This is a genomic window from Microcoleus sp. LAD1_D3 (assembly GCF_036702135.1).
Taxonomy (GTDB): domain Bacteria; phylum Cyanobacteriota; class Cyanobacteriia; order Cyanobacteriales; family Microcoleaceae; genus Microcoleus.
In genome coordinates this window covers 1-14,163 of sequence record NZ_JAUBSB010000035.1, presented here as the reverse complement: position 1 = coordinate 14,163, position 14,163 = coordinate 1, and the positions used below count along the sequence as shown (strand labels likewise).

Genomic DNA, 14,163 nt, shown 5'->3' with positions numbered 1-14,163 from the left:
AAGCTTAAATAAAAATTGCTACCGACATTTGCGAATGTTAGCACTTTGTTCAAAGTATTTGAACAAAGTGCTAAGTTAATTAAAGATTTTATAAAAGTGACGCATAAGTGTTTACATTGTTGATCGCAATTTTGTTATTCTATTAGTAAGTTTCATTCGAGCGACTGAATTTTTGTACTCCAGTCCTACCCCTAAACAGAACGGCAGTTTCCATAATGAGAATTTTAGTCACAGGCGGTGCGGGTTTCCTCGGTTCCCACCTAATCGATCGCTTAATGGCCCAAGGACATGAGGTAGTCTGCCTGGATAATTTTTATACGGGGACTAAACGCAATATCCTCAAATGGCTGGACAACCCGTTTTTTGAGCTGATCCGCCACGACATCACGGAACCGATTCGGTTAGAGGTAGATCAGATTTACCATCTGGCCTGTCCCGCTTCCCCTATACACTATCAGTACAACCCTGTCAAGACCATTAAAACAAATGTCATCGGCACGATGAATATGTTGGGATTGGCAAAACGGGTAAAAGCCAGATTCTTTCTTGCCTCCACTTCCGAAGTGTACGGAGATCCTGATGTCCATCCGCAAACAGAAGATTATCGCGGCAACGTTAATTGTATAGGAATTCGCAGTTGTTATGACGAAGGCAAACGAGTAGCTGAAACCTTATCTTTTGATTACCACCGTCAAAATGGGGTAGACATTCGAGTTGTACGAATCTTCAATACCTACGGCCCCCGGATGTTGGAAAATGACGGCAGAGTAGTGAGCAATTTTATTGCTCAAGCTTTGCGGAATCAACCGCTGACAGTATACGGCGACGGTTCCCAAACCCGGAGTTTTTGCTACGTTTCTGATTTGGTGGAAGGATTTATTCGTTTGATGAATAGCGACCAAATTGGGCCGATGAATTTGGGGAATCCAGGCGAATACACTATTTTGGAACTGGCACAAAAAATTCAAAACACAATTAATCCTGGGGCAGAAATTATCTTTAAACCGCTGCCGGAAGACGACCCGAAACAGCGACAACCCGATATTACTCGTGCTAAGACTTGGTTGGGGTGGGAGCCAACTGTGCCGCTGGATCAAGGTTTAGAGTTGACTATAAAGGATTTTCGCGATCGCATCGAGGGACACAAACATTAGAGACTGCCGAGTTGTAGGGGCAAACCCCCTGTGGTAGGCCTCACTAAGGGTAGGCACAGGGGCAGTACCCCTACAAACTGTTTTTCCTTCTTTGTTTCATCGGATTTATTTACTAACTTTGAGGACATTTGTATGCATGTTTGCGTCATCGGTACAGGATATGTTGGTTTAGTCACCGGCACTTGCTTAGCCCACATCGGCCACCACGTGATTTGCGTAGACAACAACGAAGAAAAAGTTAAATTAATGAAGTCTGGACATTCGCCCATTTTTGAACCCGGACTGTCTGAATTAATGTCTTCTGCATCTGAATCTGGCAATTTAGAATTTACTTCGGATTTAGCAGCCGGAGTGGCTCACGGGGACATTTTATTCATTGCCGTGGGGACGCCTCCTTTGCCTACTGGGGAAAGCGATACTCGCTACGTGGAAGCGGTTGCTCGCGGAATTGGAGCTCACCTCGACGGCGATTACAAAGTAATCGTAAACAAGTCAACGGTGCCCATCGGTTCGGGGGATTGGGTGCGAAGAATTGTACTAGACGGTTTAGCAGAACGTCAAAAACCTCAAAGCGGTGATGGCGCTACTGGTGAGGAAGTCGCAGCCAAAACGGGTGTTCAATTTGATGTGGTTAGCAACCCGGAGTTTTTGCGGGAAGGCTGTGCTGTTTTCGATACTTTTAATCCCGATCGCATTGTTCTCGGCAGCAACTCTCGGCGGGCTATGGATATGATGCTACAGTTATACCGGCCGATTGTCGATCGCAAGTTTGCAGAAGATCAGTCTTTGTCGGAGGTTCCTGTGGTGATGACTGATATCAGTTCAGCGGAGATGATTAAGTACGCAGCTAATGCTTTTTTGGCTACGAAGATTAGCTTTATTAATGAAGTTGCTAATATTTGCGATCGCGTCGGTGCAGATGTTAGTCAAGTTGCCAGAGGTATCGGTTTAGATTCACGGATTGGCAACAAGTTTTTGCAAGCTGGCATTGGTTGGGGCGGTTCTTGTTTCCCCAAAGATGTGTCGGCTTTAGTTCACACTGCTGAGGATTACGGCTACGAGGCGCATTTGCTGAAAGCGGCGGTGGAAGTTAACGAACGCCAGCGGTTGATTGCTATTGAAAAGTTGCAGCACGTTTTGAAGATTCTCAAAGGTAAAACTGTCGGACTTTTGGGTTTAACTTTCAAGCCGGATACTGACGATTTGCGCGATGCTCCCTCGCTGAATTTAATCGAGAGTTTGAACCGATTGGGAGCGAAAGTTAAAGCTTACGATCCGATTGTTTCTCAAACTGGGATGCGTCACGGTTTGTCGGGAGTTTTAGTAGAAACTGACCCGGAAAGGTTGGCTGATGGTTGCGATGCTTTGGTGTTGGTGACTGAGTGGGCACAGTTTCGCAATTTAGATTACGAGAAAATGGCGAAGTTGATGAACCATCCGGTGATGATTGACGGCCGCAATTTCTTAGACAAAAAGGCTTTAGAAGCCGCTGGTTTCCAATATGTGGGGATTGGAAGGTAAAGGGTGAGTTTTGAGCAGAATCTGTATCCCGTAAGGTAATAGCAGAGGTAGGGACACGGCAGTGCCGTGTCCCTACGGCATTCGCTCGCGGAGTGTACTTCATAGACCTCGAATCTGCTTTATATTGCTGGAAACCAACAATCGCGGGTTGCTCCGCCCCCCGTGCTTTAAAAATTTTCCATCAATGTTTTTTCTTGAGCGTAAACATCTCGTAGCTGTTGCAGCGCTGAGGCAGAAATTACCGATTTCACTGTAGCGACTAATTTACCCCACTCAAGCAAGCTGTCCACTGAAACAGCCGCTTTGAAGTTGTACGTATAGAATTTAGTCCAAAATTCTGGTGCTTGTGTCCGTTTCCAGCGTTTGTACCATGCGACAAAATCTTGAGAACACGGTTGTTTTACTTCTAAGATTGGGGGGAAATCGGCGTAGCTGACAAATCGACTGAGACCTTTGGCGTGTATGTACACCATGTTGTGACAGCATTCGATCCGATAAATCTGCTCGGTTGAGATGTTGAACAAGAGTGCTACTGTTTCTTCGGTGACAAATCTCGATCGCGGATTGACGAGCGAAGACTTATGAATAATTTTTGAGGCGCCGATCGCTGAGGATCTTAACTGATTCTCTGATATCATTGTAGTTGCATCTGGTTGTGGTAGCTAAATCTATCTCTGCTAAGTGCGATCGACAGAAATTATCTGTCGGGATTAATTTTAACTGGCGATCGTCTTTAGTTGGCCGACCGGGGGCGATCGCTTTTTGATATATTATACTAAATCCAAAATTTTGTAAATAGTGAATATGAGCAAAGGCTTAGTCAGGTTGCGGGTTCGAGAGTTGGCTGCCGAGAAGGGATGGACGCTCAAGGAAGTTGCGGAGCGATCGGGCGTGGGCTACAGTACCATTAGCAATTATGCCCGTTCTCAGGGGATGGCAATGGTTGACTTTGCCGCAGTACACAAGCTGGCTCGTACTTTTGATGTGATGATTGAGGATTTCGTGGTAATCCTAGAAAAATAGTTGCACGTTTTGCCTAAATTCAATGTTTGAGCGATCGACCAAAAGCAGATGCGAACAAAGAGTTTAACCTGCGATACTAATTCACAGATGCGATCAACCGAGCCTCCCCAAGACTCCCTCAAACCATGCCCAAGCCAAAAAAGACCCCCCCCAAAACCTACACCGAAATCAACCTCAGCGATCCCCAATATTACTTTAACCGAGAACAAAGCTGGCTAGAATTCAACAACCGCGTGCTCCACGAAGCCCTCGACCCCCGCACGCCCCTCCTAGAAAGACTCAAATTTCTAGCTATTTTTAGCTCCAACCTAGACGAATATTTCATGGTGCGCGTGGGCGCCCTCAAACAACAAGTACACGCAAAAGTCAGCAAATCAACCTCCGACGGCCGCACGCCCCAACAACAGCTAGATGCCCTCAACAAGCGGCTTTTGCCGATGGTTACTCAGCAACACGCCTATTTTGAGCAAACCCTGCGGCCGAAACTAGCAGCAAGCGAAATCTACATTCTCGACTACATTGACCTCAATCAAGAACAGCGCAATTACTTGCACCGCTACTTCAAAGAACAAGTATTTCCCGTACTCACTCCCCTAGCAGTTGACCCCAGCCATCCATTCCCCTACCTTTCCAATCTCAGCCTCAATTTAGCAGTAGTAGTCAGAGACCCCGACACGCGCGAAGAATTATTTGCCCGCGTCAAAGTACCGCAGGTGCTGCCTAGGTTTTTGCCGCTGCCGGGGGATTTGCAGTGGCAGCAGAGGGGCAAATCTCCAGTTTGGACTGGCGTGCCCCTAGAACAGGTAATTGCCCACAATTTAGAAGCTTTGTTTCCGGGGATGGACGTTGAGGAATATCACCCGTTCCGCATTACTCGCAATTCCGATTTGACGGTGGAGGAAGATGAGGCAGAGGATTTGCTGCTGGCAATAGAACAGGAGCTCCGCAAGCGCCGGTTTGGAGGTTCTGCGGTGCGGATGGAAATTCAAGCGATTATGCCGCCTGCGCTGCGAGATATGCTCATGGAGGAGCTGGATCTCGGTGAGCAAGATGTTTACGTCGTAGAGGGGCTGCTAGGCCTCAAGGATTTGATGTCTTTTGTGGGGCTACCGGTGCCGGAACTGAAAGACCCGCCTTGGACTCCGGTTGTGCCACCGCGCTTGCGGAACTCGGAACCAGCAAGGATTTTAGACAAATCGAGGTTGGATGCTGAAGATGGCGAGGATATTTTCACGACCATCCGGCAGGGGGATTTGATGCTGCACCATCCTTATCACTCGTTTGCGGCGACGGTACAGCGGTTTATTACTGAGGCGGCGCATGATCGCTCTGTGTTAGCGATTAAGATGACTTTATACCGCACTTCGGGAGATTCGCCGATCGTCAGCGCGTTAATTGAAGCAGCAGAAAACGGCAAGCAGGTAGCCGTTTTAGTAGAGCTCAAAGCTAGGTTTGACGAAGAAAATAATATTAATTGGGCTCGCAAGTTAGAACAAGCGGGAGTCCACGTCGTTTACGGTTTGGTGGGACTCAAAACCCACACAAAGATTGTGATGGTAGTGCGTCGGGAGGACGATTACATCCGGCGCTACGTCCACATCGGCACCGGCAATTACAATCCCAAAACAGCCGGACTGTATACCGATGTGGGTTTGTTGAGTTGTCGCGAGGATTTGGGATCAGATTTGACGGATTTGTTTAATTATTTGACGGGTTATTCGCGGCAGGTATCTTATCGCAAATTATTGGTAGCGCCGGTCAATATGCGCGATCGATTTTTAGCTTTAATCCGCCGCGAGGCCGAATTCTGCCGCTTGCAGGCCGAAGGCGGAATCGGTAGCTGTGGTCGCATTGTCGCTAAAATGAACGCTTTAGTTGACCCTCAAATCATTGTTGCTTTGTACGAAGCTTCGCAAGCGGGAGTCAAAATTGATTTGATTATTCGGGGGATTTGCTGTTTGCGTCCCGGCGTTGAAGGTGTTAGCGAAAATATCAGAGTTATCAGTATTATCGGCCGCTTTTTAGAGCATTCTCGGATGTTTTATTTTTTCAACGGTGGCGACGAAGAGGTGTATATTGGTTCTGCTGACTGGATGCAGCGCAATCTCACAAGACGGGTTGAGGCGATCGTTCAGGTGGAAGACCCAACAATTGCTAAGGAATTGCAAGAAATTTTGGGAGTAATGCTGGCTGACAACCGCCAAGCTTGGGATTTGCAGCCGTCCGGACACTACTCTCAGCGGCGGCCGCCTGCTAATTGCCCGGAAGTGAGCTCTCAGCAAATTTTGATGGATATGGTGATGAATTAGTCAGTTGTCAGTTGTCAGTTGTCAAATTTGCAGTGAGCAGTTGTCCGTTCTTGTTAGCTATTAAGCTGTACTGCATTTAATTTTCACTTTTTGGGCGGGTTCTGGGGCCCACCCCACAAGATTTTTACTAACATAACTATCCCAATTAAATGCGCGACAACTACTGACCACTGACAACTAATGACTAATGACTACTGACTAATGACTACTTAACTGTTAAAAGTACGCTTGAATTCTTCTAAGAGATCGTCAATTTCTTCGATCGCCTGACTCACATCTATTCTCAGTGCTCCCAAGTCCGATCGATCTAACAGCCGCACGAGGGATTCCCGCTTGACTTCGATCTCTGCTACGCGCTCTTTGAGTGTTTGTGCATCCATGGTTTTTTGCCTTTGCTACTATTAACAAAAATATTTGACATTCCCCTCTGCGAACAGACGGAGATTCTTAATTCACCGACCTACCTTTATGGGCACATCCTTCACTGTTTTTATAGGGAAAGTGATGAACCTGCTCAGGGTTTTTGGGTCTGTGTTATAGTTTGATTGTACATCAAAACTTCAGCCAAACTTCAACCAAATGTTAGCGCAAAAAAGGCGGACGTTTGGTATCTGCGGGTTTATTTTTCATCATTCCAGCTAAAAATCGCTTCAGGGCCTTCTCCCGGTTTTTCATAAAAGCAGCCCAAAATCCCGGTTGATATTCATCCATCGTCTTGGCTAGGGCCCAGACATCGATCGCTAAGATATTATAAAGCCTTTCATCTTCGCGTTTGAGCGAGTTAATCTGCTCCAGAACCGCCTTGTTTGCTCCAGCAGTTTGTTTGTCTTCGTCTTTAATCATGTCCGAAAAATGGTTGAAAGGGCAAGAGTGTCGATCGCGATCGCCACTCTGTATACTTTGATGATACTGCCGATCTCGATTGCCTTCTGGAACCAACGCCGCGCAATTAACACGGATATTTACCGATGGCGCGCCCGGGCGAGTCCGGCGGGATAAGCTTCTGAAGCTATAGACAAGACTGTGGATGCACACCGCTCCCGCGCTCATAGATGCTAGCAGTTTTTGCAGGTCTTTTGGCAAAAAAACTAAATTTATTCAAGACTTTTTGACAGATAATAATTAAAGTATATTATTTCTGTCCGACTACTTACCTCACTAATATGTTACGTAAAATTTCTTTAGCAAACCTAGCCTTAGTTGTGGGCGGTATTATAGCAGCAGTCGGGTTCGGAGCTTACTTCACAGATAGACCTACCCTGAACCTAGCCGGTTTTTTTTATGGAATTCCGCTGTTGCTCGGAGGTTTGGCTCTGAAAGCGGCTGAACTCGAACCAGTGGAGTTCACGGAACCGACTTCTCCCGAAGTTCTTCTCCTGCGAGAAAGTCAAGCCACCGATACTCAAAACCAAGTCCGCAAAGATATTACCCGATTTCGCTACGGCCAACCCGCGCACTTAGATGATGCTTTGGAGCGCTTGGGCCTGGCCCCAACAGACGAGGAACGGCCCCTCCTCCAAGGGTTGCGGGAAGTTAATGTTGATGGTGCTTATGGGTTAATTCTAGAGTTTTATTCGCCACTAATCCCGATCGACTTATGGGAAGAAAAGCAAGACAAAATAGCTACTTTTTTTGGGCCTGGTTTGCGCGCACAAGTGACTCAAAAGGCTGGTGACAAAATTGAATTGGCTTTAATTAAAAATACTCAAGCTTAAAGTAGTCTTAAGTTTTGAGTGCGTAAATTTTGAACTCGCCAATTAATAATTAATCGTGCATCGGCTCAGATACTGATTTTAGCGACAGCGTGAAACCTGTCGCTATCAACAAAAGCTCAATCCGCAATTGAGCGATCGCCCCAATTGGATTTTCCTTTATTACAATAGTGTTTGAAAAGCGATCGGCAATATTAAATCCGGAGAAGCACAAATGGTTTCGTCCCAAAGCAGGATAGGTATTATCGGCGCCGGCTCATCAGGAGTTTATCTAGCAATTTTGCTGATTGAACAAGGATTTCAAGTTGACTTGTTTGAAAAAGCACCCCATCCGCGCACCGATGGCTGGGTATCCTGATCGTACAAGCAGGTATGCAAGCACTTCATCAAGGCAACCCTCAAATTAGCCAGAAAATTATTAACTCAGGCGCTCCGGTTAAATTATTCGAGTTTCGCAACCTCCTCGGCGATGTCATCAATTCTGAACCCGTCACGTATGAGGAAAATGAACTCCCAGGAATGCTAGTACACCGCAAAGCTATTTTAGAAGCACTCCTGGAGGAGTTACCCCCTGACACTATTCGTTTTAATGCTGAATTATTGTCGATCTCCCAAACCGATCATAGCGCGATCGCCCACTTTAAAGATGGCAGTCACTGGGAAGGAGATCTGTTAATTGGTGCCAATGGAATAATTTCTAAGGTTCGTCAATTTGTGGTTCCGGGTGTAGAATTGTGTTATTTAGGTGATCAAGTATGGCGAGCAATTGTAACAGATAATAACTTCTGTCCAGAAGGAAACTATTTGCTTTATGTACGCGAACGAGGAATTTATGCCAATTTCGTTAATCTTGGTGCAAATCGTACTCATTGGGGTTTCTTTCTGGAAAAGGATCTGGCCGATTTTGAAGTAGGCACACTACAACCAACTAATATCATTATTCCTCCCCAAGAATTGGCAAAACTCCCAGAGGATGCGCGAAATGTGATTGAGTCAACCCCTTTGGAAAATATTGTCTGTCGTTATTCCTATGACATTGATCCCCTGCCTCAACTATATGATGGCCGTGTTATCTTAATTGGTGACGCGGCTCACGCGAAAAGTCCGACACGCGCTAGAGGTATGACTTCAGGTTGGGAAGATGGTTTGTCTTTATCACGACATCTCATGTCTAGCGCTAATATTGCAGAAGCTCTGGCAAATTTTCAACCTGAAAGATTACCGATTGTCCACGAATATCAACGCACTAGCCGTGAAATTAGTCAGCAAATCAGGGCAAACGCCTCTAAATCCTGAAAGCTTTACGCTATCAGCGGTTTAATTTTGGGCAACCAAACTCAAATAATGGCTGAAACCTTTGTCCAGCAAGTATTCTAAAAATAAGATGCGTTTGCCCTCGTCAGAAAATTGGTCGTCGTTAGCCCACGCGAGAAACTTAGATAAAAACTTAAATAAAAATAGGTTTTTTCGCTCCCATGAAAGAAACCGGGTTTCAGGCTTAAGCAAATTCATGTTTTTAGAGAAACTGGAGGCAAGTTAAGGATAAAGAGAGTTAATCAGCATTAACAAATAAGCGAGAACGAGTAATAAAACGCTCTCCCTCCGGCCCTTCCAGGGAAAAATCGCTGCCTCCTGGCCCCGATGCCACATCTATAATTAACTGCGTGTGCTGCCAATATTTGTATTGCTGCGCTGCAATATAAAAGGGACAACCGCCTATTTCGCCCAGCATTACGTCACCATCACCGACGATCAATTCACCATCGGGAAAGCACATGGGGGAACTACCGTCGCAGCAGCCGCCGGATTGGTGAAACATCAATTCTCCGTGTTGATTTTTGAGATGGTTAATTAATTTTAAGGCGGCTTCTGTTGCGATGACTTTTGCGATGGTTTCCATTTGAGAAGAAGGAACAAGGAACAAGGAACAAGGAAGAAGAAAATTTTTTTATTCTTTCCTCTTATCTCTTCCTCATCACTGAGAACTAATGATATCACATTCGATCTTCATGGGAATTATTCAGATATCTTTTATCTTCATCTGCGTGAATCAGCATCAAGCCCTTGTCATCTGCGCTTAACAAATTCTCTTTTTTTAACCGCAGATGAGGGCAGATAAACACAGATTAACGCAGATAAATTATATCAATTACCGTTGTACGGGATTTGATATGACTTAGAAGAAACCTAATGCTTTCGGGCTGTAGCTGACCAACAAATTTTTAGTTTGCTGGTAGTGATCTAACATCATTTTGTGATTTTCGCGACCGATACCAGATGATTTGTAGCCACCGAATGCTGCGTGGGCTGGATAGAGGTGATAGCAGTTTGTCCACACGCGACCGGCTTGAACGGCCCGGCCCATGCGGTAGGCGGTGTTGATGTCGCGAGTCCAAACTCCGGCACCTAAACCGTAGAGAGTATCGTTGGCAATTTCTAATGCTTCGGCTTCGTCTTTGAAGGTGGTGACTGCTAATACTGGGCCGAAGATTTCTTCTTGGAAAATTCGCATTTTGTTGTTTCCTTTGAAGACTGTTGGCTGGAAATAATAGCCGTCTTGCAAGTCGCCGGATAAGATGTTTCTTTCGCCACCAATCAGGCATTCTGCGCCTTCGGCGTGACCGATTTTGACGTATTCGGCGATTTTTTCCATCTGGTTGATGGAGACTTGCGCGCCGAGGGCGGTTGTCGGATCTAAGGGGTTGTCTTGTTTGATTTGGCGGATGCGATCGATCGCCCTTTCCATGAATCGATCGTAGATTGACTCCTGAATTAAGGCGCGGGAGGGACAGGTGCACACTTCGCCTTGATTGAAGGCAAACATGACTAATCCTTCGACTGCTTTGTCGAGGAATTCATCATCTTGGGCGCAGATATCTTCAAAGAAAATGTTGGGGGATTTGCCGCCTAATTCTAGGGTGACTGGGATGACGTTTTGGGAGGCGTATTGCATGATTAGCCTGCCGGTGGTGGTTTCGCCGGTGAAGGCGACTTTGGCAATCCGGGGACTGGTGGCGAGGGTTTTGCCGATTTCGGCGCCGGGCCCGTTAATGACGTTGATAACGCCGTCTGGTACTAAGTCGGCGATGATTTCAATCAGTACCAAGATTGAGGCGGGGGTGGGGCCTGCTGGTTTGAGGACGACGCAGTTTCCGGCGGCGAGGGCTGGGGCGAGTTTCCAGGCGGCCATTAATATCGGGAAGTTCCAGGGGATGATTTGTCCGATCACGCCTAGGGGTTCGTGGAAGTGGTAGGCGACTGTGGTTCCGTCGAGTTCGCCGATCGAGCCTTCTTGAGTTCGGATGCAGCTTGCGAAGTAGCGGAAATGGTCGATCGCCAGTGGTATGTCTGCGAGGCGGGTTTCGCGAATTGGTTTACCGTTGTCCCAGGTTTCGGCGATGGCGAGGCGATCGAGATTTTCTTCGATGCGATCGGCTATTTTGTGTAAAACCCGCGCCCTGTCTGCTGGAGAAGTCTTACCCCACTTGTCTTTCGCGGCGTGGGCAGCATCCAGTGCCAATTCTACATCCTCGGCGGTCGATCGGGGGATTTGACAAATTGATTTTCCTGTAATTGGAGACAGGTTTTCCGAGTATTTCCCTTTCACCGGTGGCACCCACTTGCCGCCGATAAAGTTGTCGTAGCGAGTTTGAAAAATCGACTGACTGCCGGATTGAACAGGTGCTGCTACTACCATTTTATTACCTGATTAAAAATTGTTTTCGCGAACGCTTGAAATCTCTTGAACATCAACTATCGTCTATTTTCCTGAAGTTGGGTCAGTTCATATACAAAGTTTTACATTTTTCACATATTTTGCATTCACTTTAGGGGCGGGTTCACCAACAATCTCAGGCTAAAACAAACCATTTCAAAAACCCGCCCCCACCCAACGGTAAACACGATCAATTAACTGTGACGCAGCTCTCCTTTGTGCTGCTATAAAAACATCCGATAACTGATAGTAATTTTTGACGAAATGGCTGGTCATGCCAACCAACAAGGGAGCAGAAAGTGGCGCTGTGAGATATTTGCTAATTCCCATATCGTTATCAGCCACCTCAATATCAATCCCCTGAACACCGACCCCTCAGTGCCAATCCAAATCACCTGCTTAAATTTGATTAATTGCAACTATTACAACTCTTGAGCCGACTCTTCTAAAACCTCGCGTGATTAAGGCTATTCATAAAAGTTTGATTTGTCTGAGATATTGCACCATTCTCAATAAGCTTTTTATGAACAGGCAAGATGCCTGTTCCACAAGAAAATTCACTCTTTGTGGAACAGGCATCTTGCCTGTTCTTGAGAAGGGTGCAAGATGTGAGATTTATCCGAGCTGCATAACGCTCAATCTGTGGCAAATTGCCGAATTATTTCATCACATTGATGCCTAGCCGTCCCTCGCAAATAATCACGTTTTTTAAATTTGCACCCCGAAAGTCAAACCTTCCCAGCGTTTTATTGCTAAAATTGAAAAAAATAGTTAATAAGTGCATTCATCATTATCAATGGGACGATATTGCATAATATTTATTAGCACCATAAGCAATAAGGGTTAAAACACTTAATGTCTGCTCAAGGGTTTTATCGTCGTTCACTCCCCGATTCTGCTATTGCCTTTTCCTCCGTAGAGGGAAAGCAAATATTTCGAGAAGCGTTGGCATTGGGAGGTATGGAAGGGTATTTTGCTCTAGCGGAACAGTTTCACACTCAAGCAGAACCCGCTTTTTGTGGGTTGGGTAGTTTAGTTGTTGTTCTTAATGCCTTATCCATCGATCCGGGTCGCATTTGGAAAGGGGTGTGGAGATGGTATGGAGAGGAATTTTTAGACTGTTGCTTACCTCTTTCAGTCATTAAAGAAAACGGTATCACCTTTGATGAGTTTGTCTGTATAGCACGTTGCAACGGTGCTGTTGTAAAACCTAACCGTTACCACCAAAGCAGCTTGGAAAACTTTCGGCAAGCAGTTGAGGAGGTGACTACGGCGTCAGGTGATATTCATCTAGTTGTTTCCTACAGCCGAAAGGTATTGGGACAAACGGGTGATGGTCACTTTTCACCAATTGGTGGCTATCATCCAAAGCGGGATCTAGTTCTTCTGCTGGATGTTGCCCGTTTCAAATATCCACCTCACTGGGTTTCTCTGCCTTTGTTATGGCAAGCATTTGAACCTGTCGATCCCGTAACTAATCAATGTCGAGGTTATATTTCTTTGCAAAAGAGTGAAAGGTTGCCAGAAACCTTCTTTCATGTTGCTTTTGATTTACATCAGTGGCGTAGTGTTGCTACTTACTTTGCAGAAATACTCCCCGACATTCTGAGAAAAGAGCAACCTGATTCAATTGCTTCATTTGTCAGTACCATCCTGCACCATTTGCCTGTTGAGTTCACAACTATGGTGCATACCTCGTCAGAGACGGCAGAGACACTTGAGAAATTACGGGCAGCTATTGAGTTAAATTCACTGTTTGATATTGTTCACCAACGCTTGTCAACCGATGACGGGGATGCAATGCCTGTTGTAGGGAAGTGGCGATCGCAACAGCCATTCGTAGCAGAGATAATAACCGCAATATTACTGTCGTGCCCCGAAACGCTCTATGCAACTCTCAAACCAGAGTTACGACTGTGGTTTAGTGAGGTTCGCCACCTTGAGAAACTACTCCCTCCCTGGGATGTAGAGATATCTAGATTGAGAGAACAAATGTCCGCACTCCAGGAGTTTTATGTTTTATATTCAAAGGGACATCAGTGTAATATCCCTCAGAGTTAGCACTTACCGCCTTTTGAACTCCCCAAATCTCGATTAACTACAAAAGTGAAAATTTAACAGAAAGATTTAATAATCCGATGCTGGCGGCAGTTGTGGATGAAGATTCGCCACAGCGAAATATTAGGGTTGTGACTGATGCGAGTGAGGAATGGACAGAGGAAAAAGTGGAAGTAGTGGTAAAAAAATGTAGGGCGAACATCTGGCTGGCTGGCTGTGTTTGCCTAAATCCTATTGGATTGACTCTTGGTTGAGGTAATCAGCACACATCTGTTTATCCTCTGCTGTCACTTTCGGGTTGGTTCTGAGATAATCGCTAATCCAATTGCAACCTAATGCCATTAGTTTATCGACATCCCAAACCCACAGTTTGATGGTGTTGTCACCGCTTGCAGAAGCCAATGTCAAGCCATCGGGACTAAAAGCGATGCTAATGACCAAACTGCTATGGCCGGTGAGGGTAGCGAGGGGTTTTTGGGTTTCCACGTTCCACAGTTTGATGGTGTTGTCACCGCTTGCAGAAGCCAATGTCAAGCCATCGGGACTAAATGCCACGCTATTGACCCAACTACTATGCCCGGTGAGGGTAGCGATGGGTTTTTGGGTTTCCACGTTCCACAGTTTGATGGTGTTGTCACCGCTTGCAGAAGCCAATGTCAAGCCATCGGGAC

General features: G+C 46.0%; 14 protein-coding genes. 8 read left to right on the top strand and 6 right to left on the bottom strand.

What is annotated here, in order from left to right:
* Nucleotides 1-215: 215 nt before the first annotated feature.
* Nucleotides 216-1,154: a UDP-glucuronic acid decarboxylase family protein gene (locus tag QUA74_RS19095; protein WP_333332265.1), complete on the top strand. Its 939-nt coding sequence runs from the start codon at nt 216-218 to the stop codon at nt 1,152-1,154.
* 132 nt (nt 1,155-1,286) lie between these two features.
* Nucleotides 1,287-2,675, top strand: a complete 1,389-nt coding sequence (locus tag QUA74_RS19090) for a UDP-glucose/GDP-mannose dehydrogenase family protein (protein ID WP_333332263.1) — start codon at nt 1,287-1,289, stop codon at nt 2,673-2,675.
* Between the two features lie 167 nt (nt 2,676-2,842).
* Here the strand turns inward: QUA74_RS19090 and QUA74_RS19085 are convergent, their stop codons facing one another.
* Complete coding sequence (locus QUA74_RS19085; protein WP_333332260.1) at nt 2,843-3,313, bottom strand: hypothetical protein; 471 nt, start codon at nt 3,311-3,313, stop codon at nt 2,843-2,845.
* A 166-nt stretch (nt 3,314-3,479) separates the two neighbouring features.
* Between QUA74_RS19085 and QUA74_RS19080 the strand changes: the two genes are divergently transcribed.
* Nucleotides 3,480-3,698 (top strand): helix-turn-helix domain-containing protein, encoded by a 219-nt coding sequence (locus QUA74_RS19080; RefSeq protein WP_006632503.1) that lies wholly within the window; start codon nt 3,480-3,482, stop codon nt 3,696-3,698.
* A gap of 125 nt (nt 3,699-3,823) precedes the next feature.
* Nucleotides 3,824-6,007 (top strand): polyphosphate kinase 1, encoded by a 2,184-nt coding sequence (gene ppk1 / locus QUA74_RS19075; protein ID WP_333332258.1) that lies wholly within the window; start codon nt 3,824-3,826, stop codon nt 6,005-6,007.
* A 209-nt stretch (nt 6,008-6,216) separates the two neighbouring features.
* Here ppk1 and QUA74_RS19070 read toward each other — a convergent pair whose 3' ends face one another.
* Entirely contained in the window at nt 6,217-6,387 is a 171-nt protein-coding gene (locus tag QUA74_RS19070) for a hypothetical protein (protein WP_333332255.1), read from the bottom strand.
* 202 nt (nt 6,388-6,589) lie between these two features.
* Nucleotides 6,590-7,090: a hypothetical protein gene (locus QUA74_RS19065; protein ID WP_333332253.1), complete on the bottom strand. Its 501-nt coding sequence runs from the start codon at nt 7,088-7,090 to the stop codon at nt 6,590-6,592.
* Between the two features lie 80 nt (nt 7,091-7,170).
* Between QUA74_RS19065 and QUA74_RS19060 the strand changes: the two genes are divergently transcribed.
* The 3 genes from QUA74_RS19060 to QUA74_RS19050 all read left to right on the top strand — a co-directional run bounded on the left by QUA74_RS19060 (nt 7,171) and on the right by QUA74_RS19050 (nt 9,015).
* On the top strand, nt 7,171-7,722 hold the full coding sequence (locus tag QUA74_RS19060) for a DUF2854 domain-containing protein (protein ID WP_333332250.1): 552 nt from the start codon (nt 7,171-7,173) through the stop codon (nt 7,720-7,722).
* Nucleotides 7,723-7,933: 211 nt separating this feature from the next.
* Nucleotides 7,934-8,077, top strand: coding sequence for an FAD/NAD(P)-binding protein (locus QUA74_RS19055; protein ID WP_333332247.1), 144 nt, complete (start codon nt 7,934-7,936; stop codon nt 8,075-8,077).
* A gap of 14 nt (nt 8,078-8,091) precedes the next feature.
* A complete protein-coding gene (locus tag QUA74_RS19050; protein WP_333332244.1) occupies nt 8,092-9,015 on the top strand; it encodes an FAD-dependent monooxygenase in 924 nt (307 codons plus the stop codon).
* 256 nt (nt 9,016-9,271) lie between these two features.
* Here QUA74_RS19050 and QUA74_RS19045 read toward each other — a convergent pair whose 3' ends face one another.
* Entirely contained in the window at nt 9,272-9,619 is a 348-nt protein-coding gene (locus tag QUA74_RS19045) for a DUF779 domain-containing protein (RefSeq protein ID WP_333332241.1), read from the bottom strand.
* A 276-nt stretch (nt 9,620-9,895) separates the two neighbouring features.
* Nucleotides 9,896-11,416: an acetaldehyde dehydrogenase ExaC gene (gene exaC / locus QUA74_RS19040; protein ID WP_333332238.1), complete on the bottom strand. Its 1,521-nt coding sequence runs from the start codon at nt 11,414-11,416 to the stop codon at nt 9,896-9,898.
* 873 nt (nt 11,417-12,289) lie between these two features.
* On the opposite strand from exaC, the gene QUA74_RS19035 reads away from it, so the two are divergent.
* A complete protein-coding gene (locus tag QUA74_RS19035; protein ID WP_333332235.1) occupies nt 12,290-13,495 on the top strand; it encodes a phytochelatin synthase family protein in 1,206 nt (401 codons plus the stop codon).
* A gap of 228 nt (nt 13,496-13,723) precedes the next feature.
* On the opposite strand, the gene QUA74_RS19030 is transcribed toward QUA74_RS19035, so the two are convergent.
* Nucleotides 13,724-14,163: WD40 repeat domain-containing protein (locus QUA74_RS19030; protein ID WP_445302156.1), on the bottom strand; the 440-nt coding region annotated here is incomplete at its 5' end.

Excerpts from the sequence above, each read along its gene's own strand:
- QUA74_RS19055 (WP_333332247.1), top strand. The coding sequence starts at position 7,934 with ATGGTTTCGTCCCAAAGCAGGATAGGTATTATCGGCGCCGGCTCATCA.
- QUA74_RS19070 (WP_333332255.1), bottom strand. The coding sequence starts at position 6,387 with ATGGATGCACAAACACTCAAAGAGCGCGTAGCAGAGATCGAAGTCAAG.
- QUA74_RS19060 (WP_333332250.1), top strand. The coding sequence starts at position 7,171 with ATGTTACGTAAAATTTCTTTAGCAAACCTAGCCTTAGTTGTGGGCGGT.
- QUA74_RS19050 (WP_333332244.1), top strand. The coding sequence starts at position 8,092 with ATGCAAGCACTTCATCAAGGCAACCCTCAAATTAGCCAGAAAATTATT.
- QUA74_RS19085 (WP_333332260.1), bottom strand. The coding sequence starts at position 3,313 with ATGATATCAGAGAATCAGTTAAGATCCTCAGCGATCGGCGCCTCAAAA.
- QUA74_RS19035 (WP_333332235.1), top strand. The coding sequence starts at position 12,290 with ATGTCTGCTCAAGGGTTTTATCGTCGTTCACTCCCCGATTCTGCTATT.
- ppk1 (WP_333332258.1), top strand. The coding sequence starts at position 3,824 with ATGCCCAAGCCAAAAAAGACCCCCCCCAAAACCTACACCGAAATCAAC.
- QUA74_RS19090 (WP_333332263.1), top strand. The coding sequence starts at position 1,287 with ATGCATGTTTGCGTCATCGGTACAGGATATGTTGGTTTAGTCACCGGC.
- QUA74_RS19080 (WP_006632503.1), top strand. The coding sequence starts at position 3,480 with ATGAGCAAAGGCTTAGTCAGGTTGCGGGTTCGAGAGTTGGCTGCCGAG.
- QUA74_RS19095 (WP_333332265.1), top strand. The coding sequence starts at position 216 with ATGAGAATTTTAGTCACAGGCGGTGCGGGTTTCCTCGGTTCCCACCTA.
- exaC (WP_333332238.1), bottom strand. The coding sequence starts at position 11,416 with ATGGTAGTAGCAGCACCTGTTCAATCCGGCAGTCAGTCGATTTTTCAA.
- QUA74_RS19045 (WP_333332241.1), bottom strand. The coding sequence starts at position 9,619 with ATGGAAACCATCGCAAAAGTCATCGCAACAGAAGCCGCCTTAAAATTA.